Source organism: Companilactobacillus ginsenosidimutans (genome assembly GCF_001050475.1).
In the GTDB taxonomy this organism is placed as follows: Bacteria; Bacillota; Bacilli; order Lactobacillales; family Lactobacillaceae; genus Companilactobacillus; species Companilactobacillus ginsenosidimutans.
This window is the reverse complement of the sequence record NZ_CP012034.1, coordinates 1,840,433-1,863,881: the sequence shown is the minus strand read 5'-3', so window position 1 is coordinate 1,863,881 and position 23,449 is coordinate 1,840,433. Positions and strand designations below refer to the sequence as shown.

At 38.1% G+C, this 23,449-nt stretch carries 18 protein-coding genes; 10 read left to right on the top strand and 8 right to left on the bottom strand.

What is annotated here, in order from left to right; all coding sequences use genetic code 11:
- The first annotated feature begins 1 nt into the window (after position 1).
- The 3 genes from cydD to ABM34_RS09390 all read left to right on the top strand — a co-directional run bounded on the left by cydD (position 2) and on the right by ABM34_RS09390 (position 4,670).
- Positions 2-1,741: a thiol reductant ABC exporter subunit CydD gene (gene cydD / locus ABM34_RS09400; protein ID WP_048705269.1), complete on the top strand. Its 1,740-nt coding sequence runs from the start codon at positions 2-4 to the stop codon at positions 1,739-1,741.
- On the top strand, positions 1,738-3,477 hold the full coding sequence (gene cydC / locus ABM34_RS09395; RefSeq protein ID WP_048705267.1) for a thiol reductant ABC exporter subunit CydC: 1,740 nt from the start codon (positions 1,738-1,740) through the stop codon (positions 3,475-3,477). The genes cydD and cydC overlap by 4 nt, the downstream gene beginning before the upstream one ends.
- A gap of 461 nt (positions 3,478-3,938) precedes the next feature.
- Complete coding sequence (locus ABM34_RS09390; protein WP_048705266.1) at positions 3,939-4,670, top strand: MerR family transcriptional regulator; 732 nt, start codon at positions 3,939-3,941, stop codon at positions 4,668-4,670.
- 30 nt (positions 4,671-4,700) lie between these two features.
- Here ABM34_RS09390 and ABM34_RS09385 read toward each other — a convergent pair whose 3' ends face one another.
- The 4 genes from ABM34_RS09385 to ABM34_RS09370 all read right to left on the bottom strand — a co-directional run bounded on the left by ABM34_RS09385 (position 4,701) and on the right by ABM34_RS09370 (position 8,558).
- Positions 4,701-5,096, bottom strand: coding sequence for a VOC family protein (locus tag ABM34_RS09385; protein ID WP_048705264.1), 396 nt, complete (start codon positions 5,094-5,096; stop codon positions 4,701-4,703).
- Positions 5,097-5,159: 63 nt separating this feature from the next.
- Positions 5,160-6,044 carry a metallophosphoesterase family protein gene (locus ABM34_RS09380; protein ID WP_048705262.1) on the bottom strand — a complete coding sequence of 295 codons (885 nt, stop codon included), beginning with the start codon at positions 6,042-6,044 and terminating at the stop codon, positions 5,160-5,162.
- Positions 6,044-6,928, bottom strand: a complete 885-nt coding sequence (gene hisJ, locus ABM34_RS09375) for a histidinol-phosphatase HisJ (protein WP_048705261.1) — start codon at positions 6,926-6,928, stop codon at positions 6,044-6,046. The genes ABM34_RS09380 and hisJ overlap by 1 nt, the downstream gene beginning before the upstream one ends.
- Before the next feature lie 658 nt (positions 6,929-7,586).
- Positions 7,587-8,558, bottom strand: a complete 972-nt coding sequence (locus ABM34_RS09370) for a polyprenyl synthetase family protein (protein ID WP_048705259.1) — start codon at positions 8,556-8,558, stop codon at positions 7,587-7,589.
- Between the two features lie 85 nt (positions 8,559-8,643).
- On the opposite strand from ABM34_RS09370, the gene ABM34_RS09365 reads away from it, so the two are divergent.
- The gene (locus ABM34_RS09365; protein ID WP_048705258.1) at positions 8,644-9,558 is read left to right on the top strand and encodes a 1,4-dihydroxy-2-naphthoate polyprenyltransferase; all 915 of its coding nucleotides are present in this window, start codon (positions 8,644-8,646) and stop codon (positions 9,556-9,558) included.
- Here ABM34_RS09365 and ABM34_RS09360 read toward each other — a convergent pair.
- A complete protein-coding gene (locus ABM34_RS09360) occupies positions 9,555-10,754 on the bottom strand; it encodes an acetate/propionate family kinase (RefSeq protein ID WP_048705256.1) in 1,200 nt (399 codons plus the stop codon). The two genes, ABM34_RS09365 and ABM34_RS09360, sit on opposite strands and share 4 nt — an antisense overlap.
- A gap of 125 nt (positions 10,755-10,879) precedes the next feature.
- Between ABM34_RS09360 and ABM34_RS09355 the strand changes: the two genes are divergently transcribed.
- The 3 genes from ABM34_RS09355 to ABM34_RS09345 are packed head-to-tail and all read left to right on the top strand — an operon-like array spanning position 10,880 to position 15,092.
- Entirely contained in the window at positions 10,880-12,871 is a 1,992-nt protein-coding gene (locus ABM34_RS09355; protein ID WP_048705254.1) for a coiled-coil domain-containing protein, read from the top strand.
- 23 nt (positions 12,872-12,894) lie between these two features.
- Complete coding sequence (locus ABM34_RS09350; protein WP_048705253.1) at positions 12,895-14,145, top strand: glycosyltransferase family 2 protein; 1,251 nt, start codon at positions 12,895-12,897, stop codon at positions 14,143-14,145.
- Between the two features lie 2 nt (positions 14,146-14,147).
- Positions 14,148-15,092 carry a glycosyltransferase family 2 protein gene (locus ABM34_RS09345; protein ID WP_048705251.1) on the top strand — a complete coding sequence of 315 codons (945 nt, stop codon included), beginning with the start codon at positions 14,148-14,150 and terminating at the stop codon, positions 15,090-15,092.
- A gap of 212 nt (positions 15,093-15,304) precedes the next feature.
- Here the strand turns inward: ABM34_RS09345 and ABM34_RS09335 are convergent, their stop codons facing one another.
- Together ABM34_RS09335 and ABM34_RS09330 are read right to left on the bottom strand one after the other, a co-directional pair.
- Positions 15,305-16,900, bottom strand: coding sequence for a glucosaminidase domain-containing protein (locus tag ABM34_RS09335; RefSeq protein ID WP_048705248.1), 1,596 nt, complete (start codon positions 16,898-16,900; stop codon positions 15,305-15,307).
- 157 nt (positions 16,901-17,057) lie between these two features.
- On the bottom strand, positions 17,058-18,644 hold the full coding sequence (locus tag ABM34_RS09330) for an L-lactate permease (protein WP_048705246.1): 1,587 nt from the start codon (positions 18,642-18,644) through the stop codon (positions 17,058-17,060).
- A gap of 331 nt (positions 18,645-18,975) precedes the next feature.
- Between ABM34_RS09330 and ABM34_RS09325 the strand changes: the two genes are divergently transcribed.
- The 3 genes from ABM34_RS09325 to ABM34_RS09315 all read left to right on the top strand — a co-directional run bounded on the left by ABM34_RS09325 (position 18,976) and on the right by ABM34_RS09315 (position 21,995).
- Positions 18,976-19,563 (top strand): TetR/AcrR family transcriptional regulator, encoded by a 588-nt coding sequence (locus ABM34_RS09325; protein ID WP_048705245.1) that lies wholly within the window; start codon positions 18,976-18,978, stop codon positions 19,561-19,563.
- 9 nt (positions 19,564-19,572) lie between these two features.
- Entirely contained in the window at positions 19,573-20,721 is a 1,149-nt protein-coding gene (locus ABM34_RS09320) for a cation:proton antiporter (RefSeq protein WP_048705243.1), read from the top strand.
- Positions 20,722-20,810: 89 nt separating this feature from the next.
- Positions 20,811-21,995 (top strand): NAD(P)/FAD-dependent oxidoreductase, encoded by a 1,185-nt coding sequence (locus ABM34_RS09315; RefSeq protein ID WP_048705241.1) that lies wholly within the window; start codon positions 20,811-20,813, stop codon positions 21,993-21,995.
- 120 nt (positions 21,996-22,115) lie between these two features.
- Here the strand turns inward: ABM34_RS09315 and ABM34_RS09310 are convergent, their stop codons facing one another.
- On the bottom strand, positions 22,116-23,018 hold the full coding sequence (locus ABM34_RS09310; RefSeq protein ID WP_048705240.1) for a Gfo/Idh/MocA family protein: 903 nt from the start codon (positions 23,016-23,018) through the stop codon (positions 22,116-22,118).
- Positions 23,019-23,449: the final 431 nt, after the last annotated feature.

The window sequence follows — 23,449 nt, the reverse complement described above, 5'->3', positions numbered from 1 at the left end:
TATGATTGATAAGCGATTATTTCGCTTACCAGGAACAAAAAAACTTCTACTGATGCTTGCAGGATTAACTTTCTTGCAAGCATTTGTTATTTTATTCCAAGGTAAGTATTTAGCAGAAGCTTTAGTAAATTCGTGGCATATGAAACCACTGCAAACCATCATCATGCCGATGGTGCTTTTTGCAGCGGCTTTTGTTGTCCGGCATTTATTAAATCTAATAAACACAAAAATAGTTCAAGATTACGCCGGTAACACTTCGGAGGAAATCCGTTCAATGTTACTCGACAAAGTCTACAATTCTGGACCTCAGATGATTTCGGAAAGTGGTACAGGTAACTTGGTTACTGCCTCACTTGACGGTATCGACTTAATCGAAAACTACTTCAAATTGATTTTTACCAAAATGATGAATATGTCTATCATTCCTCCTATTCTTTTGATATACATTTACTTCCAGGACATTGGTTCTGGTGTCACTTTGACAATTATCGTTCCATTGGTCATCATTTTTATGATCTTACTTGGCTATGCGGCGCAAGCTAAGGCTGATGCTCAATACGAACAATACACAGTATTGTCTAATCACTTCTTAGACGCTCTCAGAGGCTTGCCAACTTTAAAAATGTTGGGTCTAAGTAAGCGTTATGTCAAAAATATTTATACAGTTAGTGACGAATATCGTCGCAGAACTATGAACACCTTAAGGATTGCTATCTTGTCTACGTTCGCGCTCGACTGGTTAACAACTCTTGGAATTGCTATTCTAGCTGTGTTCTTAGGTTTTGGTTTAATTAATGGAACCTTACCACTATTTCCAGCTATGGTTACTTTGATACTTGCTCCAGAATACTTTTTACCATTACGTGACTTCTCAAGTGATTACCATGCCACACTTGATGGTAAGAATGCTTTGACTAATATCTTTTCATTCTTAGAACGTAAAGATAACAAAGATACTGACAAACTAACTAACCTTAAATGGGACGAAAATTCAGACTTGGAAGTTAACAATCTACAATTCAATTACGATGACGAAGATAAAACTGCTGATGCTAGTTTGGATATCGACCACTTGAAGCTATCTGGCTATCACAACATTGGTGTTATCGGAAAATCTGGATCAGGTAAATCTACTTTTATCCGTGTGATTGGTGGATTCTTAACACCCGATAATGATTCTGATATTTCAATTAACGGACAAAAAATCCCTCATTTCACGCAGAGAGCATGGCAGAAAGAATTAACTTTCTTACCACAATCCCCTTATTTGTTCTCAGGTACGCTGGCAGAAAATATCGCTTTCTATCGTCCTGAAGCATCTCAAGCTGAAGTTGAGGATGCTGCTGATAAAGCTGGTTTGAAAGACTTCATTGACACACTAAAAGACGGCTACGAAACAAAAATCGGTGAAGGTGGCCGTGGTATCTCTGGTGGTCAGCAACAAAGAATCATGATTGCTCGTGCATTCTTGGCTAACGACCGACACATTTTGATTTTCGATGAGCCTACTGCCCATTTGGATATTGAAACTGAGTATGCTTTAAAGAAACCTATGGAACAGCTTTTCAAGGACCATCTGGTTATCTTCGCTACTCACCGTCTTCACTGGATCAAAGAAATGGATTATGTCATCGTTTTGGATGACGGAATGATTGCCGAACAAGGTACACCTGAGGATCTCAGATCTCATCAAGGTGCCTATTCTGACTTAATCGAGAACATGCGAGGTGATAAACTGTGAACTTTTTCAAAACATTCAAACATGATACTTGGGTTAAGCCATACATCAAACAATACAAGGGATTATTGATTTCAGTAATCATCCTAGGATTCCTCACAGTTTTCTTCGCAACTGGACTAATGTTCGTCGCTGGTTACACCATTGATAAAGCTGCGACTCATCCTTATAACATCTTACTAATCTACGTGCCAATCGTTTTGACACGTGGATTTGGTATTGGACGTCCTGTTTTCAAGTACGTTGAAAGGCTTCGTAGTCACAACTGGGTACTTAAAGTGACTTCAGATTTGAGAACTCGTTTGTATAAAACACTTGAGAGCGATGCTTCGTTTTTCAATGAACACCACAAAACTGGTGACATCATGGGATTGCTTTCTGAAGATATCAACCATTTGCAAGACTTATATTTGAGAACAGTTTTCCCAACCGTGATTGCTTATATCGTTGCAATTATCGCTTCAATTGCTATGGGAGTATTCGACCCTGCCTTTGGACTATTCGTACTGTTCCTCTGCGCCGTTGAAATCTTTTTAGTTCCACTGGTATCCGTTACTCTTGAAAGCGCCAGACGTGAACGCCAAAAGGCTTTAAAGGCTAACTTATATACAAAACTAACTGATAATATTTTAGGAGTAGATGACTGGGTCATCTCTGGTCGTCAGGAAGACTTCAAAAACTTATCAGCTTCAACAATAAATGAATTAGATGCTTCAAAGAAGAAATCAAAAGCATTTAGAAGGTACCGTGATTTCGTACTACAATTTATCTTTGCCTTAATCATGATTGTGATGATTATCTTTACTAATCTCCATATGACTAATGGACAGGAGCAAGCTAACTTTGTTGCCGCGGTTGTCTTAGCTGCCTTACAACTTTCCGATACATTTGTACCTGTCAGTCAAGGATTTGAGGAATGGCCACAATACCGTGACTCCATTAATAGATTGAACACCGTTACACCAGTCGACGCCAATCTACCCGAACAGGTAGAATTGAAGCCTGAGGACTTTAACGGTCTTAAACTAGACAATGTAAGTTTCGAATATGCCAGTGACTCACCTATCTTGATTAAGAACTTCAGTCAAACGATTACTAAAGGTGAAAAAATTGCCCTACTGGGACCTAGTGGTATTGGTAAAACAACAATTCTACAATTAATTCTTGGAGATTTGGTACCACAAAAAGGATCAATCACCGTTAACGATTTGAACGTTCAACAAATTCAAGAAAACCGTTCAGACATTTTCTCAGTCTTAAACCAAAATCCATTCTTATTTAATACCAGCGTTATGAATAACGTTCGTTTAGGTAACGAGGACAAAACTGATGCTGAAGTTAAAAAAGCTTTGGAGCGTGTTGGATTGAAAGATTTACTTGATTCACTTCCTGAGAAATACAACACATCTGTTGGCGAAAATGGTTCTAGATTCTCTGGTGGTGAGCAAGAAAGAATCGCCTTAGCTCGTATCCTGCTTCAAGATGCACCAGTCGTGTTACTTGATGAACCGACTGTTGGATTGGACCCTATTACTGAAAACGCCTTACTTGAGACATTCTTCGAGGTATTGAAAGACAAGACTATCATTTGGGTTACTCACCATTTGCAAGGTGTTACTCATGTTGACCATGTTGTTTTTGTTACTGATGAAGGAATTGAGATGCAAGGTGCTCCTAAGGATTTGTATTCTAATAATGCTCATTTTAAGGAGTTGTATGAGTTGGATCAGGGGTTGTAGGTTTTGTGTTGTAAACTGCAGTTGTTGGTGTAAAGTGCCGACGGAGGGAGAAAATCGATTTTTGGTCTGGAACGTAGCTGGGACACTTGGAGCATTTTCCAAGTACGAAAAGTCTTCAAGCTGCCCCTTATACTAACCCGAGAAGTTCACTCGGCTAAGTATAATCTAGCTACTGAGACCAAATCGATTTCCTCCCTCCGTCTAGATAGATTGCAGTTTATATTTTTTTATTATATAAATGTTAATTGGTGGGATAGTATTTCAATCTCAATCCATCCCCCTGTTATAAATATTTATTTACAACAAACAAACATTTAATTTATCTAATTAAAGTTACTATCAATAACCTTAATACGGATATGACTTTATAGTCGTATCCGTATTTTTTTACTTTATAATTGAGGAAGGGCTTGATGACGACGTTGGGTAATGAGTTATAACTTGGTTAGGAGGTGAAGTTGATGTCACAATTTACTACTGGAGAATTGGCTAAGCTTAGTAATATTTCGGTTCGAACGCTTCAATATTATGATAAGAAGGATCTGTTGTATCCTTCTAGTAAGACTGAGAGTGGTCGTAGGATTTATAACGACGATGACTGGAAACGGCTTAAGTTGATTTTGCTTTTGAAGGGTATGGGGCTTAGTCTTGAGGCTATTAAGGAAATTTTGAATAGTCCCAATACTAGTTCGATTCTCAAGCTGATGCTCGATGAGCAGGAAAAACGTTTGAAGCAGCAAGTTGCTGATTCTCAGTCACAGCTTAAATCCATTGAAAATATGAAACGTAATTTGTCTGACTTAGATAATGTGACCATAAAAAATATCGATGACATCGACAGAATTATGACTAACAAGAAATCATTATGGAAAGTTCATCGCAATATGCTTCTATTTGGATTGTTAATAGACGTAGTCGAAATTGGCTCTCTGATTTACGGATTTATGACTGGTAAATGGATTCCATTTACCATTGGTATGATATTAGTTCTAATATGCGCTGGAATCTTATCCAAATATTATTTTGAGGAAACTAACTATATCTGCCCTAATTGTAATTACGAATTTAAACCTCGTTTTTGGAAAGCTTTCTGGGCTAAACATAATCTTCGTGCTAGAAAACTAGTTTGTCCTAACTGTGGACAGCAGAATTATTGTGTTGAAGTTTTTGATGATACTAAAACAAAAAGATGAAGATACATATTATATGTATCCTCATCTTTTTTATAAGATTAATTGCCATGTAAGACCAAATTTGTCTGTAATCCAGGAAATCTTAGACCAGCGACTGTCGGAAATTGGACCTGTATAAACTTTTCCGCCATCAGCTAGTCCTTTGAATGCCTGCTCAAATTCATCAATAGTGCTGCATTCCAGCATCAAATTATTTGACCAACTCATTGGTGGGGCAGGCTTGTCATGTTTCATATCGATAAATTGTACTTTTTCACCGGCTATCGTCATAACGCCAATCATAACTTTCCCATCATCACCGTATTGATCAGTCTGTGTGTACTTGTCTATTCTAGTAATAGTTGCATTTCTAATGCATTGTTCGTAATATTTCATGGCAGCTTCAGCCGTGCCATTGTAAACCAAGAATGGTGTGATAGATTTCATAATTATCATGCTCCCGTAAAGGCTTTTGGACAAATTCTATCACATTTGACGTAAAACATTGTGCTAGACCCTTGTGATTTCTTCCATGGATTCAAACGTTATCACAAATTTTTCAATGCGATCTTCATATAAATTAATTTCAACACAACCTCGTGGAATAGATCCGTAACAGTTATACCCAGTTGTGTTACCGTAGTTTAATTCGATTCCATCTAAACTACTAGAAAAGTTATTATCATGATCATGACCTGCAAAAATTGCCTTCACATTCTTTCTCCTAAGCAACGCGTAAAACAGTCCAGAATTAATCTTCGGCGCACAAATATCTTCTCCAAATTGACCAGAAGTTATATTTTTAACAGCCATACGATATTCAGGAATTGGAATATGCATAAAACCAACATCATGATTTTCAATCGAACGCGCATAAGGCAAATTCAAGAACCATTGAATTTGTTCAGGCTCAATAGCAGCATACTCATCCAATTTTGGCCAATGTGTATAAGAGCCACTATCCCAAACATAGACCACATTTTGTAATTCACCGGTATCTCGATCATTTATCTCTAAAGTGTAACTCTCACGATTGTTATTCAAAAAATTGTTGTGTCGGTCCGCAAAGAATTCAAGCTTTTTCTCCATGGAACGCATATCACTGCGCTTTAATGGACCCTCCACATCATGATTACCATAAGTAATAGCGACCGGAGTTTTCAAAGAGTTCAGAAAATCGTAGAAAACGGAGAGGCTTTCCTTGGCGGTTGAATTGTTGTTTCCCCAAATGATATCCCCTGTAATCATAATTAAATGAAACTTCTTTTGTGTAAATAGCTTGCGTAGGGAGCTAAGTGTTTTCAAATCCGATTCACCAAAGGGGTATGAACCCAGGTGTATATCAGTTAATTGGCAAATTCGAAACGGCCTTCCATCGTGTGCTGTTAATTCCATCAAACTCTCCCACATTTACATAATTTTTGGACCAAATACTCGTTTAGCCCTTGGTCAACATTGCTTGTCTCGTGTGCATCCGATCCATAAATCAACTTGATCCCTCTATCAGCAGCCTTTTCAATAATCGACACATATGGTGACGACTCACATTGACTAAACTTGGCCAAGCCTGACATATTACAGTCGAGCATCTCATTTTTCTTGGCAACGTGTTTTAAAATTTTATCAATCAAATGGTCAGTCGTTGTATCCGACCATGCTGTATCAGATTTAAACTGTTTTCTCCATTTTCGATATAACGTTATATGTCCATATCTAGCAGGTTTATCATCACAGCTCCACTTGACCGCATCAAGAACAGTCGATAAATACTTGTTGGCAACCCCGACCGGAGTCTTGTAATACCGCAAAACCCCATCACAAAAATCTTCATAGTTGTCATCAACTGAACGCAAGCCACCATCCGTTGGTAGAAAATGAACTGACAATATTGCGTCATCTATTTTGTCGCCAAATTCTTCCAACTTACTGCGAGTCCACTCCTGACATCCATCAATATAATCAAATTCAAATCCAACTAAAATTCTGATTTGATCCGCATACTTTGCTTTCAAATATTCCATTTTTTCAAAATATGCTTGCAGCTCCGAATAATCCATTGCTGCAGTGTCAATTGCATGCTTACTGCCATCGGCCATCCTATAAAATTGTGGAGGCATTGGAAAATGCTCGGTAATTGAATAGGTTTTAAACCCAGCATTAATGGCTTGCCTGATGAAGTCCTCAGTATCTTCATGAGAACCGTGCGGACAAAATTCAGTATGAGTGTGACCATTCCAGTAGTTACAACAGATCTCCTGAAATTCTTGATGTGATAACATTTAGCCACAACCCCCGAACCTATTTTTCGGATTCCTAGATAAAGGTTGAATTAAATAGTATTGTGTAACGCCGCTATAAAGGATAAAATAAGAATACTTACACATCACTCTGCCCTCCCAAGCTTAAATGATTGTTCAATTTCATAAATTACTGAAAAACATCCCTAATATTGTAAATTTTCAGTCAACTTCTTTAACTTGAAAGATACCAAAACGTTGTATATTAAATGTATACGTGTAAAAATCCTTTCATTTATCAGTTATTAAACTAGCGTTGAAACACATTAAATTTATTTATTAATGCAAATATTTATATCGGACAAACACTTTAAAAATTTCCCTTTGCCGTTCATATTAATAATTGGACGCAAAAAAATTCGAAAACACAAAGCTTGTTTTCGAATTAAGAATTTTACATTTTACTTTTTTTGCGAATAATATTATTTAATACTTTCTACCTAAGGCTAACAGAGACTATTTTTAGATGGAGAAACAAAATCGATTTGGCCTCAGTGCTGAAGTTTGTGTTAGCTGGGGAACTATCCCAGCTTACTCAAAGGCCAAGTTTGGAGACATTCTGCACTAGGAATGGCTCCAAATTGTGCCCAGTACGTTCCAGGCCAGAATCGATTTTGTTTCGGAATCGGCACGGCAAGCTTCACTCAATTCTGTCCATTAACTCTTCAACAATTTTGTTCAAAGCTGTTTTATTCTTGCCTCTTGGTAACTTGGCAATGCGTTTCAACGCATGCTTGCTGTAAGTTCTTGCGATACCCTTGGCTTGATCAAGATAACCATTATCTACGACAATGCGTGCTGCTTCGTTAATATCATCGTTGTTTAACTCGTTTTTAGACAATACTGAAATCAACTCTGCATTCTTATCTTGTAACCCTAAAATGTAAGGTAATGAGTAAACGCCGTTACGTAAATCTTCAAAATTTGGTTTTCCAGTATCTCTACTGTCACCGAAATCAAGAATATCATCGATAATTTGGAAGGCCATCCCTATTTCATGACCGATGTTCTTCGATCTAGCAATCAACTCGTGATCGCCGCCGGAGATAGTTGCACCCATCATCGTACTCAAGCTAAACAATTCAGCCGTCTTACCAGCTACTTCACGGAAATACATTTTTGCAGTAGCATCGACGTTGAAGTTGATTAGCAGTTGATCTAACTCGCCAATCAAAATTTTCTTCATACTTAAGGCATTCGTCAAAATTTGAGACTGCTGTGGCAAGTATCTCGATATTGTTTCGAAATACAGCGTGAACATGTAATCACCCGCGTAAATTGCATTACGTTTGCCGTATTTTGTGTGAACTGTTGGCTTTGAACGGCGCAATGGTGAGTCATCAATGACGTCATCATGAATCAAAGTCGCTACGTGAAGCAACTCGAGGGAGGCTGCTAGTGGTATTAATTCTTTATCTGTTTTTTTATCAGGTCCAAAGCTGCTAAAGATTAAGAAGAATGCTGGCCTCAACATCTTCCCTCCAGATGTAAGGTCCTTGATCATCTTTGCAATCGCTTCGTTGCGCATGTCCAAGCTTTTGTGAATAAATTCCGTCGTGCGATCTATTCGCTTCCCCATAGCTGGATATTCTTTCCAAATAGAATTTGCCATCTAATTCCCTCTCTACCTATGTTACTTGTCTTGTAAGTTAAATTAATTCTATAATATATGTTATCAAACAAAAAGGACTGATTTTGTGAAACCCTCAGTATTTTTCGAACTAGTCGAAATAAAAGCCAAAACGGCAAGTGTCTTCCCATTTCTAATGGGAACATTATACGCGTACTACCATTGGCATTCCATTAGTTTGCTGAACCTCGTACTATTCTTCATCGCCATGTTCTTGTTCAATATGGCCGTAGATATCAATGATAATTATTGGGATTATAAAAACGCTACCGGTGTAGAAAGTTTTCGTCGTGAAACTAACGTAATTGGCGTCAATCATCTTAACATTCATATGATTGGATGGATCGACTTCACCTTTAGTTTAATCGCCGCAATAATCGGCCTTTACATTGTATACCAAACAGGTCTACCACTGCTATTTATGGGCTTGTTCTCATTTGCAGTTGGATTCCTCTATGCTGGTGGACCAAAACCTATCAACCGTGGACCTCTCGGCGAATTCTTTGCCGGATTCACCATGGGATTTGTAATCTATCTAATTGCCATTTACATCAATGTACACGATGCACCTGGTGTTATTTTCGATTTCAAATTTTATGGTGACATCTTATTATCGTCATTATTGACATGTTTTGCCATATCTAATTTATTGTTAGCTAACAACATTGCTGACGAAGCTGAAGATAAGACACTTGGTAGAAAAACGTTAGTTTACTACCTTCGCAAAGAAAACAGCCTATTCATTTTGAATTCATTGTACGTTTTGGGCTATCTTGCACTAATTTGTTCCATAATTATAGGACTGCTCCCAAAGACGATGTACTTGTTATTATTGATCACACCGATCATCTATAAAAACACTCGTCAATTCAGTCACAATCCTATTAAGAAGGAAACGTTCCCTCTAATTATAAAAAATTTGTTCATTATTACTTTATCTGAAGTTGTTACGTTCTTTATTGGAGCTTTGATTAACTTCTAGTTCAATAATTGAGCAAAGTGATAAGTATCTTGAGCAATCATAAGTTCCTCATTTGTAGGCACAGCATATGCAGCTATTTTTGAGTCGTCGGTAGTAATCTTAACTTCCTTACCTCGGCTATGGTTGCTTTCTGTGTCTACTTTTGTACCCATGTAACTAATTCCATTCAAGATATCCTCACGAACCTCAGGACTGTTCTCACCAACACCAGCGGTAAATGCAATAACATCAACGCCACCCATTTCGGCAATGTATGAACCAACGTATTTAATAATACGATTACGATAAATATCTAGTGACAATTGAGCACGCTTGTCGTTGTCATTTGCGGCTGCATCCTCGATATCTCTCATATCGGCGGAGATTCCGGATAATCCGAGTAATCCTGATTTATTATTCAAGATGTCAACCATGTCTTCAACGTCCGTCAAGCCTAATTTTTTCATAAGGTATGGGATTACGGAAACATCTAGGTCTCCACTTCTACTGCTCATTGTGATTCCGGCCAGTGGTGTGAAGCCCATTGAGATGTCGAAAGCTTTGCCGTTCTTGATTGCGGAAATTGATGCACCACTACCTAAGTGAAGGACGATGACGTTCTTGTCTTCGATTCCACCTGGCACGATTTCGTTCAATCGTTGGGCGATATATCTGTGGCTAGTTCCGTGAGCTCCATAGCGGCGAGCCTTGAAGTTCTTGTAGTAATCCATTGGAATACTGTACAAATAATTAACTTCTGGAATTTGTGAGAAAAATGATGTATCAAATACTGCGACTTGGATTGCTTTTGGAACCAATTTTTTAAAAACGCTGATATAATATGCTTCGACCTTATTATGTAGCGGAGCATATTCGGCCAATTCTTGTATCATGTTTAAATTTTCGTCAGTAACGATTTCTGACTTCTTGAAGTGTTCTCCACCGGCAACGACACGATGCCCAAATGCGGTAATATCTTCGAAATGGTCAATGATACTTGCATCTTTTAGCGCACTTAAAATCGAAAGCACGGCTATTTCATTGGATTCGATAGCTTCTTCACGTTCAGTTTTCTTGCCGTTATATTTTAATTTGAAAACGGCTTTTGGTGAGCCAAGACGGTCAATCATTCCGGAGGCAATTTCGGTTTTCTCAGGCATCTCGAAAAGTTTCCATTTCAAAGTAGAGCTACCTGCATTTATAGACATTATCTTCATCGTAAATCTCCTTACAAACATATACTAGAGTCCGTCAAATCGGCTCGTGGCTTGCTTTGACACTATTTTAAAATAATGATACTCTGTAATAACTATTATAAGTCTTTTTGGGGGGTATTTCATTCGTGAAATTATTTAGTAGATTACGTAAAGATGTTACGGAGCAAAATGCCCGTGATACCAACGCTCACGCCCAATCTAACCCAACCGAAAACAAATCAAATATTACCAACAATCAAAAAGCTGAACCAAAAAAGCCAACCTCAGAACCTAAAAAAGAGACTACTCAAAGCGAAAATAATGAAAAAACTACCCAAACGATTCATGCCCCTGAAGTATCTGAAACATCCAATGGAAATAACGCTGTAGTTTCTGTTCATGATCAACGTGTGAAAATTGAAAAAAGCATGAATAATTTATCGCACGAGTATGCCCAACTCCGCGGAAGACTGAAGTTAAACTTATTCAGCGAGCGTGACGACTATCAAGGTAAGCTCAACAAATTAAACAAACAGCTTAACGATATTTTAGCAAACGAAAAAGCTGTTCAAGACAACATTGAAAAGAATAAAAATGACGATGACGGCAAGGAGAAAGAACGTCTTGCTGGTATTCGTGCTGACCAAAAACATCAAAATGAATTACTTTACAAGTATAAGGAACAACAAAAGAGTTTAGCTACAAGTATTGAAAAGAACGACAAGATTCTCGATAAGAAGCAAGCTGAACTCGACAAGAATCAAAAAGAAGAAACCGACTTATCTGCAGCAATCAAAAATGAGACTGATCTTCAAAAGATGATGGTCTTAATGGAGAAGCAAAAGACTCAAGTCGAAAAAATCTACAAGAATCGTGAAAAGATTACAGCTGAATTGGCCGAAGCTCAATCCGTTCTTGGCAACGACAAGAAAGACTTGAATGACGTTAATATCAACATTAACGAAATTTCCAGTACTATCGCCCTACTCAAAACTAAGATTAATCAAATTGAATCTACTATTAAGAATAATCGTTCGCAAAGAACAAGTATGATTAATCAACTTGAAGCATCTAGTAAGAGCAACAAGAATGATATTGATGGTCTCAAAATCCAAGTTAAAAATGTTACTGACAACATTAATTATGTTGATAAGTACATCAAGGATGTCTTCCACGCTGCTTACTTAGTTCGTGAAGTCTATCTTGAACCCACAAAACAATATCTTGTTCTATCTGATTCAGTTGATAAAGAACAACAAGAAACTGATTACTTTGACATCGTTAACTATCTTGAAAGAAAGATGGATACAACAGTCACATTGGTAACTTCTTTCTATAATAATCACTTCTCAGATATCATTGACGGATACACTAAATCTATGAATATCGAGCGTCCTGATGTTATTAACTTGTTCGAAAACATGCAACAATCAGATAATCCTTCAACAAAACAAGTTACAATTCCCGAATCAAATGATTGGGTAACAAGAACTGATGTTAAGACTCACAATACTTTGATTTACGACCAAAGTGGAAATCTTATGATGACCGTTGAATACTTCAATGACCAAATTGATCGTATCAACTACTTCAAGAATTCCAAGATTGTTAAGACTAACATTTATAACACTGATGGCATCCTTTCATCAGCACAAATTTTCAACAAAGATCAAAAGTTAGACGAAGAAAACTTCTATCGCACTGATGGCTCAATTGTTATTACAATTAACTACGAGTCAGGCGTTGCCAACGACTTCCAAGTCTTCGATGGATCAGGTCTATTGACTCAAGATTTCGACAAGAAAGAAGAATTCGTTACATGGTGGATCAACAGTCTTTATGCTGGTCAATCAGAACTCGTCTTCGTCGGAAGCAGTACTGACCTACTTTACAAAGCAGTCGCCGCTTCACGTGATCAAGAAAAGACCGACCTTATTACCTTCGTTGAGAGTGCTCACAGTAATATTGGCCGTATCAAGGCGCTTCTACATAAGGAACCACTAATTAACAACATCTTCGTTCAATATGAACGCGACTTACACTCAATTGAAAACACAACAGACCGCGATATTAGCGTCAGTGCTATCAAGACAGCTGTAAGTGATGAAATGTATTTACCAGATTCACTCAAAATTTAACGCAATAGTTTGGAGGGGTACTCATGCTTATTTTGAAAATAATTTTGGGTATCTCTTTTTTTGCGACGTTGTTTACGTTTGCATTAAGTATTGCAACGTTCTTCTTCCCCGTAAGAAAGAGTACTCCAGATAAATTCTTATCAGATTACAAAGTTTACATTCTAATGCCAGTCCTGAATGAATATTCAGTCATCAAAGACACCGTCGAAAGATTTTTCAATGACAGTTATTATAGCTACAAAAATAACGTCCATTTAGTCTTGATTGATGACCGAAGCACCGACGGATCAACCGATATTTTGAAAAAATTGAATCAACGTTTCCACAATTTCCATGTCATCAAACGGACTTTCCCGGTTGCTCAACATGGTAAAGGTGAAGCGTTAAACTCCGGTATTGAGTACATCAAGCAACACAATACTTGGCCTGAAGAAAAAACAATCATTGGCGTTATCGATGCTGATGCCACAATGTCGATTGTTGATATCAATAAAATGGTCAACGTCTTTGATGAAGATAATGATCTAGCTATGGCTCAAAGTCGAGTTGCAATGAACCAAACTAACAACTGGCTTGAAACTTTGCAAGACTACGAATTTGTTGTTCCAAATTCTCTACTCCAAAATATGCGTAATTACTTCGGAAATGCTGCCGGAGCCGGAAATGGTCAATTTTTCAGACTCAGCGTCTTAACTGAAGAACATCCCTGGGGTCATGCCCTTCTTGAAGATTTCGAAATTAGTACGAAACTATTGCTTCGTGATAAAAAAACCACCTTTGTCCCTGACATTCTGGTTTATCAAGAACCAGTCTCAAAGGTACGCGGATTTATCCGTCAACGTGCTCGCTGGGCACAAGGTAGTTTAGACTGTTTAAAACTTCTCGGTAAAAAAACAATCTCAAGTAATCTCAGCTTTTGGGAAAAATTTGAGATGGTTCTGTTTATGTGTTCAACAATGATAAGTTTTATTATAATAATTGCGAACCTATTCTCATTAATTTCCATCATACTAGGGCTAGCGGTTGTGAACTATTCCGCTCCTTGGTGGATGATCACAACGTTGATACTAGGACTACTATTAGTGATCTTTTCAATTATTCAATATTATCGCTACATCAACATTCCCTTGTGGAGAGCGGTAAGTTGTATTATTTACTTCTATATTTACATGATTTTAATTATCCCAATCGTCATCATCGCCTTCTGGAACTTTATCACTGGGCACAATAGCTGGGATAAAACCACTCACGGACTCAAGGAAAGCGAAAGATAAAAATGAAAAAAATATCAATAATCGTTCCCTGCTTCAATGAAGAGGAAACTGTTAATATTTATTTTGACGCCATGACGAAAATGAAAAATGAGGCCAACAAGGATCAGCAAAAATTCATCATCGAATACTGGTTTATTGATGATGGTTCGTCTGACAACACATTAAAGGAATTGCAGACACTACAACAAGCTCACAGCGATGAAGTACACTATGTTTCATTTTCAAGAAACTTCGGTAAAGAATCTGCCCTTTACGCTGGATTGACCGAAGCTACCGGCGATTATGTAGCCGTGATGGATGTTGATTTACAAGATCCACCTGACATGTTTCCAACGATGTTCGACATTTTGGAACAAGGCGAATACGACTGTGTAGGTTCAGCAAGACAAGACCGCAAAGGTGAAAACCCAATCGTATCCTTCTTCTCAAATGCTTTTTACGGAGTCATCAACAAAATGTCTCAAACAAAAATCATCCCCGGTGCGCGTGACTTCAGATTAATGACACGCCAAATGGTTGACTCAATCAAGTCAATGACCGAGTACAATCGTTTCTCAAAAGGAATCTTCAGCTGGGTTGGATTCAAGACAAAATATTTACCTTACAAGAATCACCAAAGAGTAGCCGGCACATCATCATGGAATTTCTGGAAATTACTAAAATACGCTTTGACCGGTATCATCGACTTCACCGAAAAGCCGCTCTCAATAGCAACTTGGTTTGGTGGAACATTCTCAGTTCTCTCAATCGTTGCTATCATTGCAATTATTATCAGAAAAATTATTAATCCATTTAGCTCGGTTAACGGCTGGGCATCAATTGTTTCGGTTGTGCTTTTGATTGGCGGGATTCAATTGATTAGTATCGGGATTTTGGGTCAGTATATCGGCAAGATTTTCCTTGAGGTTAAGAAGCGTCCTATTTATATTGTTAAAGAGAAAAAATAAGTTTTTGTGTAGCTTGCCGATTCCGGGGGAAAATCGATTTGGGCTCAGTGGTGGGGTTATTCTTAGTGCGCGAAGCACACTTAGAATAAAATCGAGCTTGGAGATGATTGCGCACTTTGCAATTAGCTTCAAGTCGATTCACCACGTTCCAGCCCGAAAAATCGATTTTCCTTTCGGAATCGGCATCCTTCCTCAAACGAACACCACCAATTCTAGTCTGCATAGTACTCCGTAGACCCCTGGGGGATATACTCGTCCGTTGAAACTCGATACATCAACTGGCCGTTAATAATCTGAGTCCGGTCGACTTTCCATTGTGTTCCGCTCAAGAAAGTCCAGTTACTGTGTGGAACTACTTTTCCGGTTGAATCATATGCATCTGTACCCTCTCCAGGTGTACAGCTGATTGTGATGATTCCACCGTATTGGGTGTCTTCTCTTGGAACGTATTCGTCTGATCCTACGGCGTACATTACCGCGCCATTGATTTCATCGACGCCACCAATTTTCCATGATGTTCCGGTCTTGAAGGTTGATTCGCTACCGTATACTTTGGTTCCGTTGGCACGATATGCGGTTACTCCTTTTCCGGAGAAGGCGTTGATTGTTACGTCGTAATTGTCGTTGGCGTTTGTGTACTCCATTGGCAAAAATTCATCTGGAGCTACGGCGAACATTTCTTGTCCGTTAATTACGGTTGAGCCCCATGTTTTCCAAGATGTTCCGGTCATGAATACGTCACGGCTTTTGTCGACATAATAGCCAGCACGGTTGTACGCATTAACTCCGTATCCTGGTACAAATTCAACAGTTACAGCACCTGTGTTTTGTGGTGCTTGTGGAAAGTCGAATTCGTTGAATGCTTCTTTGTCCCAAGCATCCAATCCGTATTCTTCGATAATTGAAATTAGCGCAGCGCCATATCCAGGTCCACCTGCCCAGCCATCTGCAGAGACATCTTCTGCTGCAGAATACCAATTAGTGTTGCCGATTACGTTGTCGTATCTAGGCCCAGCAGTCATAAACTCACCATAGCCTATGAATCCATTCGGCATGGATGAAAAGTTTGCAAAATCTTGGGTTGTTTCATACAAACTTGATCCATTCCATTCCTCCGTTGGTGAAACAGTTCCCTCTCCTTTAATTCCGAAATAGTTGTACGTACCTGTCAACTCTGTGCCGTAATAAGACTCATCGCAGGCTTGGGCTGCAGCAAGCGAAGGTAAAATCTTGAATTCTTTCCATTCAGCCAATGCATAGGGCTTAATTTCTTGCAAAAAGTTATTCTGGAATGAGCCTGAATATTCAGGTGTCACTGACCGAGATAACGATGCCCTTGAAGTTACTGGCATTGTGGTTGTTGCTTTAATATCGCTATAAAAATTGGCTTTCCCCGCCTGGGCAATTGATGCGTCAATTGCGGCTTGAGAAATTGAGCTGGTATCGGTCACTTGATAGCTACTGGGACTTGCTTGTGTTGGTGACGTTGTGGATCCGGTCGATGTTGGTGTTGTGGATCCGGCAGTTTTCGCTGAGCTAGTTGTTGCAGCTGTCGAAGAATCGGTACTAGTGCCACTGGTGGTTGGGGCTACTGTAGTTGTGGCCACACTACTTGAAGAACTTGTCTTACTTGTAGTCGTCGTACTCTGACTCGACGCAGGGGACGCAGTGTTGGTAACTGCAGGTGTTTGATCTGTACTTGCCGAAGTTGTATCCGCATGCGCCGTTTGAGAAATTTGCATAGTCAATAATACTGATGCGATTGCAAAAGACGTGTAACCTACTTTAATTTTTGTTCTTTTGTTCATATAAATGCACCTCGTATATTAAAATGGCCACATGTATTGGAACTGAGGCAATCCTAAAGCGATATCGTGCATTAAATCAAAGAAAAGACTTATCGAATTTGTCATTTATTGTATAAAAAAAACAACCGTCAAAATATCATTGAAGATTGTTAAATATTTATAAACTTAAGAATACGAATCCTGCGATACCTACTAATAATCCATAGACTAAGGCTGGTAGAGCAGTCTTCCTCAAAATGTTACCTTCTTGTCCAGTTAATCCAACGACTGAACTTACAGAAACAATATTGTGAACACAAATCATGTTACCAGCTGCCGCACCAATTAATTGGGCTGCCAAAACAATTTCTCTACTTGCATTCGCATGTACGGCAATATCGGACTGAATTTGTCCAAATGTAAGTGTTGAAACAGTTGCACTACCAGTAACGAAGGCTCCTAATTCACCTAAGAATGGTGCGATGAAAATCCAAACTGATGATAGGTACTTCGATACTACAGTAGCAATAAATACTGGCATACTTGCCATCTTTGTAGCATTTAATCCAGAATTAGTAAAAATTTGAACCATGATTAAAGTAACACTCAAAGCAATCGCGGTTGATTTCATATTGAACACAACTTTTTTCGCTGTTGGGAAGAAACTCTTGAACGATTTTACTTGGATGAACATTCCGAATAATACGGCAATTGTTAGCAACGTACCTGGGGAGTATAAGAATTCCCAGTCCGAATTAATTGTACTGAACCCGAGAATACCTTTCCATGAGAAATTGATTGCAGTTGTTAAGAATTGTTTGAGCGGCATGAACACTCTGGAAGCTAATAACATCAGGATTACTAAGATATATGGTGACCAAGCAACTAACAATGGCATCGATTTATTCTCAGTGTTAATTTCCTTTGTTGATGTTGTCCATGGTTGTTCAAACGTTGATTTCGGAAGTAAAATTCTAAATTTAACTGTTAATATTGCGATGATGATTGTGATAAATGGTGTCAAGATTGATACGAATTCATAACCAACGAATGTTGACATTGCGATGGCTGTGAAGCTGTAAATCAAACCAATCATGAAGGTCCATGGTGCTGTCTTTAGCCAATCTTGGAACTTGTTACCACCTTTCTTTCCGAAGAAGAAAGTTAACAAGAAAAGTAACATTAATGGCATAAATGTTCCGGCAAAGAGATCGATTTGAGTAATCTTTTGACCGATTAGGTTTAAAAATTCTGTTTTAGTAGAAACATTACTTAGTCCAACAGTTAGTGGCGTTCCAACTGCACCAAAGGCTGCAGGTGTTGAATCCGCAACTAAAGCCAGCGTTACAGCTGCCATTGGTGAAAATCCTAAGGCAATCATTAAAGGAGCTGTAACCATTGCTGGTGTTCCGAACCCTGAAACACCTTCTATTAGTGCACCAAAGAGGTAAGCAACTAGAATAACTTGCACACGCATATCAGCTGACAAGTTATGGAACCCTAAATTAATTCGATCAATGGCACCTGTATGCTGCAAGGTGTTGAGCATCATCAAGGCACCAAATAGAATCCATAAAATTGGTAGTGTCTTATGTACACCTTGGAAAACTGACGCCAAAACAACATTAAGTGGCATCTTCCAAATAAAATATCCTTCTATCAAAACGATCAACGCACTGATAGACATCCCCTTTGTAGCAGGCATGTTGAAAATTCCGAGCAAAACGAACGGTAGTATTACGGCTGATAGCGCAACAAGAATCATAAGCTTATCTCCTCTGTATATTTACTTGGCAGATTTTTCTATTCAATTATATTACTAATTGCTAATATAAAGAAAGCGTTTTCTCAAATTATTTTTAGTAAATTGTGAAACCAAAATCCATGAGTACATTAATAACTGACACGTAAATTTTCTATAATGATTTATTCTGAATTCGTTTAGCACTTATCCGTATTTGATAAATAAATTTTCAATTGGTAAAATGGTTATCTTGGATTATTTAACTGAAACTTTTTTATCATTTGATAAACGATTGAGTTTTAACGCCTATTTTAATGTATAATGAATACGAATACGCAGAAGGTGATATGCAATGAATTCACGAGACAAACAAGCTGAAAAAACTAAAAATGCAATTCTAGAGGTTGCCTCAGATAACTTTCTTTCTCAAGGTTATCAAGCGACTTCAACTAGAAAAATTGCTCAGGCTTTGGACATTACTCAACCAAATATGTACCACTACTATAAAAATAAAAAGGTGCTCTACATTAAATCGATTGAGCACGCTATTGGTGGCTTCAGCCAAGCTCTTTACCAAACATATGACGACAATAAGGGTAAGAGCTTTGAAGAATTATTAACAATTATTTCTACATTTATGATTGAAAATTTTAAAATAAATTATTTCATGATGATGCATGATATCAATACGTTTTTCTCAGATGAGGAAAAAAAGACTATTGGTCAAACTTGGGATATCGGTTACTATAAGGTACTGAATAACGTCTTCGAGGATCACAAAGACGAGCTTCGTACTGATTTACCTTTACCAGCACAAGTAGGAACATTCTTGACGATGTTATTGCCATACATAGAGTACAATGATGCTAAGCGTAAGCGAAATATCGCTAATTTAGGTACCATGGTACAAATCTTTATCCATGGTATAAAGAAGGATTAGGATGACAATATGGAATTTATAACCCTTTTAGCTTTAATGTTATTTGCGACCCTTGTGGTCAGCCACCTATTCAACAAAATGAACCTACCTGCTGTTATTGGACAGTTAATTTTAGGCGTCGTTTTAGGAAAAGGTGTCCTCGACATCGTCAAGCCGACTCATGAAGTCGAGCTTTTCGCCGAGATCGGCGTGATTCTATTAATGTTTCTCGCCGGACTGGAAAGTGATATAAAGCTACTTAAAAAACACTTACGACCAAGTATTAACGTGGCCATTTTTGGTGTGATTTTGCCTGTAGCTTTAACGTTATTAACTGCCCTATTATTCAACATCAACATGAAGGAAAGTATCTTTATTTCCGTTGTCTTCGCGGCAACATCAGTTTCAATCTCTGTTGAAGTCTTGAAGAGTTTAAACTACTTATCAAGTGACTCATCGACAGTTATTTTGGGAGCAGCGGTAGTTGACGATATTCTAGCAATTGCTATTTTAAGTGTTATGTCTGGAACTCTAACCGGAGATTTCAAAATTACACAACTAGCATTGCTACTAGGATTATGGGTAGTCTTCGGAATCGTCACCTTCATTGCGTACAAGTGGTTGATTCCAGGAATTATGAAGTTGGCCAAATATATTGATGCGACTCATGCAACAACTATTATGGCTTTACTAATTTGTTTCATTTTTGCATTCTTCGCCGACGAAGTTCAACTAGATGCAGTTCTAGGTGCATTCGTCGCCGGTATCGCAGTTTCAAATGCACCTGGATTTGAAGAAAAAGTTAATAATGATATTGAAACAATTGGATATAGTATTTTTATTCCAATCTTCTTTATCAGCATCGGGATAAATCTAGAATTCACAAACTTTATGCACGATTTTTGGCTAATAATTATCTTCACAATTACCGGAATTATCGGTAAATTACTAGGCGCAGGATTTGGTGCAAGAATATCCGGATTCAACATGAAAGATTCATATGTAATTGGTTCGGGAATGATTTCACGTGGCGAAATGGCGCTGATTATCGCCCAAATCGGTTTTAATGTGAAACTGCTTTCAGAAGAATACTATTCAAGTGTTATCATCAGTATTATACTAATAACTATACTAGCTCCGTTTTTCCTCAAACACTCCATTGGAAAGAACCCTTTGTGAGTTTATTGGTTCCGAAAAATGGGCAAAAGTTATATAATTATTTTGTGAGTACTAAACTATATTTGATTAAATAGAAGGAGAAGGTACATATGGCACATATTTTAATTTTAGGCGCAGGATACGGTGGTTTAAAGGCAGCTAGAGATCTAGCTAAGACAACACCAGCAGATACTCAAATCGACTTGGTTGACAAAAACGTTTTACACGTTGAAAAAACAGCACTACACATGGTAGCTGCTGGTACAGCAAAACCAGAATCAGTAAGTTTTGATATCCGCGATGTTATTCCTTCAAACGTTAACTTTATCCAAGCCACAGTTTCTAAGTTTGACCTAGACAGCAAAACAGTTTCTTTCTCAGACCATGAGGACATTCAATATGACTATGTTATCGTATCCCTTGGCTTCCGTTCAGAAGATTTCGGACTAGAAGGTGCCGATGAGCATGCTCTTATCCTTCAAGATCTTGATACAGCTTCAGAAATTTACAAGACAATCAACAAAAATGTTGCTAACTACAAGAAGTCACAAGATCCAAAAGACCTCTCAATCGCAGTTTGTGGTGCCGGATTTACTGGTATCGAAGTTCTTGGTGAATTAGTTGATACTGCCAAAATCTTGAAAGCTAAATATGGCGTTCCCGAAATTAAGGTTACATGTCTAGAAATGGCTACACGTATCTTACCTATGTTTGATGAAGAGCTATCAAACTATGCAGTTTCATACCTAGAAAAGAACGGTATCAAACTACTTACAGGTGCTAAGATTTCTAAAATTGAAGATGGCGCTGTTGTTTACAAAGACGGTGAAGACAACGAACACAAAGTTGAAGCAAGTACAATTGTTTGGACTGTTGGTGTTAGTGGTGTCGACGTTATCAAAGAATCTGGTGTCGAAGCAAGAAGAAACCGTGTTATGACAACACCATTCTTGAACACTGAAGATCACCCCGAAGCATTCTTTATCGGTGACGACTCAGCCATTATCCCTGAAGGACAAGAACGTCCATTACCAACAACTGGTCAATTAGCTACTGCTGAAGGTGGCGCTGTTGCATTCAACATCGCTTCTGCTTTGGCCGGTACACAATTGAAACCATTCACTTATAAATCAGCTGGTACAGTTGCATCTCTTGGACAAAACCATGGTATTGCTCAAGTTGGTTCACGTAAGTTCAAAGGTGTTACAGCATCTCTTATCAAGCATCTTGCTGCTGACAGAAGTTTCCTTGAAATGGGTGGTTTGAAGACCGCTCTTAAAAAGGGTTCACTTTAAAATTAGATTACTATTGATGAAACCATTCCTTGCGGAATGGTTTTTTTGTTTCCGAAAAAATTTAGATTCAACGAAAAAATGGTGTCAAGCTAGTCTATAAAAACTAATTTGACACCATTTTTATTTACATGAATCAGTACAAATTTTATGCGTTAAAATTGACGATTCGGGTGAAACAGGATTAGCACCATTAGTAATCACTGCGTCTAAAAATACTTTGATCATAGGTTCAAAACCTCGAGAATACAAAGTACTCTCCCAATCAGGACGTTGAAATTGTTGTCTAGAGTTACTTTGAATTTTATCAAGGGTAGTTAAATTAGTCACACTTTCACACACCGAATCCGTCTGAACTAGTGCTTGTTCTAAGTTAACCCCACTTTCCATATTAGTAGTGACATTAACACGCGTCATTTTAGTATCTAGAGTTAAATAATGTTGAGCTAAATTCCCATCAGCATCAGTAATAACACGTGAGTTAACATCTTCAATTGTCTGATTACCTAACAAATATAAGGCAGTATCAACAGAATGAATGGCCAGGTCAAAAATAGCATCCTTAGGAGTCTGCAAAACCTTCTCACGAGTCTTGGTAACGTTAATAATTCTCTTATCAACTAGTCCATGAAGTTCATCATAAAAAGGAGCAAAACGACGATTGAATCCGCAAGTCAACAGAAGTCCCTTAGCTTTAGCCAGATCATACAATTGAACAACATCATCGAAATTATCAGAAACAGGTTTGTCGACAAATACATTTATATTCTCATTCAAAAGACGCTCAATAATTTGCGCATGAGTACTAGTCGGAGTATGCACAAAAACAGCCAAAGGATGCACAGCAATCAATTCATCAAGAGTTTGATGATGTTGAGTAAATCCATACTGACGAACCAGCTTATTCCCCTTATCAACATTTCGAGTAGTCAAATGCCATTCAAATTGATCCTGTAAAGACGCCATAACAGGTAAATATGCCTTTTGAGCAATATTACCCAAACCAATAACACCAATTTTTTTCATCTTGAACCCCTTCAAATTACGATTTGTTTAATAAACCAAGTATAAAGAAATACCTAATTAATTAATAGCTTTGCTTTTAACCCACGATGGTCCGCAGGACCGAGCACCAAAAAATGGGATGATCAACAATCAAATCATCTCATTTATTTTTTTTAATGGACCTATTCAGGTATAGGAGTGAATACACGAAGTTTCCTGTCACTGTTGCAGTATAAGCAAGAAAATCAGTGAACAACCAACCCACACCCAAACAAAAAGTCATATACAATTCCTAGCCCGCAGGTCAGGTTCTTGGGTGCCCGAGCCGTGGCGTTGTCCTTAGCTTGGCATCGGCCAAGGTTAGGACAAAACCGAGTTTCAAGATTTTCCCGAACTTGGAAAAGCTTGAAATCGTGTTCACAGCGACCACGGCACCCAAGAACCTGACCGGA

Excerpts from the sequence above, each read along its gene's own strand:
- cydD (WP_048705269.1), top strand. The coding sequence starts at position 2 with ATGATTGATAAGCGATTATTTCGCTTACCAGGAACAAAAAAACTTCTA.
- ABM34_RS09390 (WP_048705266.1), top strand. The coding sequence starts at position 3,939 with ATGTCACAATTTACTACTGGAGAATTGGCTAAGCTTAGTAATATTTCG.
- ABM34_RS09385 (WP_048705264.1), bottom strand. The coding sequence starts at position 5,096 with ATGAAATCTATCACACCATTCTTGGTTTACAATGGCACGGCTGAAGCT.
- ABM34_RS09380 (WP_048705262.1), bottom strand. The coding sequence starts at position 6,044 with ATGGAATTAACAGCACACGATGGAAGGCCGTTTCGAATTTGCCAATTA.
- hisJ (WP_048705261.1), bottom strand. The coding sequence starts at position 6,928 with ATGTTATCACATCAAGAATTTCAGGAGATCTGTTGTAACTACTGGAAT.
- ABM34_RS09370 (WP_048705259.1), bottom strand. The coding sequence starts at position 8,558 with ATGGCAAATTCTATTTGGAAAGAATATCCAGCTATGGGGAAGCGAATA.
- ABM34_RS09360 (WP_048705256.1), bottom strand. The coding sequence starts at position 10,754 with ATGAAGATAATGTCTATAAATGCAGGTAGCTCTACTTTGAAATGGAAA.
- ABM34_RS09350 (WP_048705253.1), top strand. The coding sequence starts at position 12,895 with ATGCTTATTTTGAAAATAATTTTGGGTATCTCTTTTTTTGCGACGTTG.
- ABM34_RS09345 (WP_048705251.1), top strand. The coding sequence starts at position 14,148 with ATGAAAAAAATATCAATAATCGTTCCCTGCTTCAATGAAGAGGAAACT.
- ABM34_RS09335 (WP_048705248.1), bottom strand. The coding sequence starts at position 16,900 with ATGAACAAAAGAACAAAAATTAAAGTAGGTTACACGTCTTTTGCAATC.
- ABM34_RS09330 (WP_048705246.1), bottom strand. The coding sequence starts at position 18,644 with ATGATTCTTGTTGCGCTATCAGCCGTAATACTACCGTTCGTTTTGCTC.
- ABM34_RS09325 (WP_048705245.1), top strand. The coding sequence starts at position 18,976 with ATGAATTCACGAGACAAACAAGCTGAAAAAACTAAAAATGCAATTCTA.
- ABM34_RS09320 (WP_048705243.1), top strand. The coding sequence starts at position 19,573 with ATGGAATTTATAACCCTTTTAGCTTTAATGTTATTTGCGACCCTTGTG.
- ABM34_RS09315 (WP_048705241.1), top strand. The coding sequence starts at position 20,811 with ATGGCACATATTTTAATTTTAGGCGCAGGATACGGTGGTTTAAAGGCA.
- ABM34_RS09310 (WP_048705240.1), bottom strand. The coding sequence starts at position 23,018 with ATGAAAAAAATTGGTGTTATTGGTTTGGGTAATATTGCTCAAAAGGCA.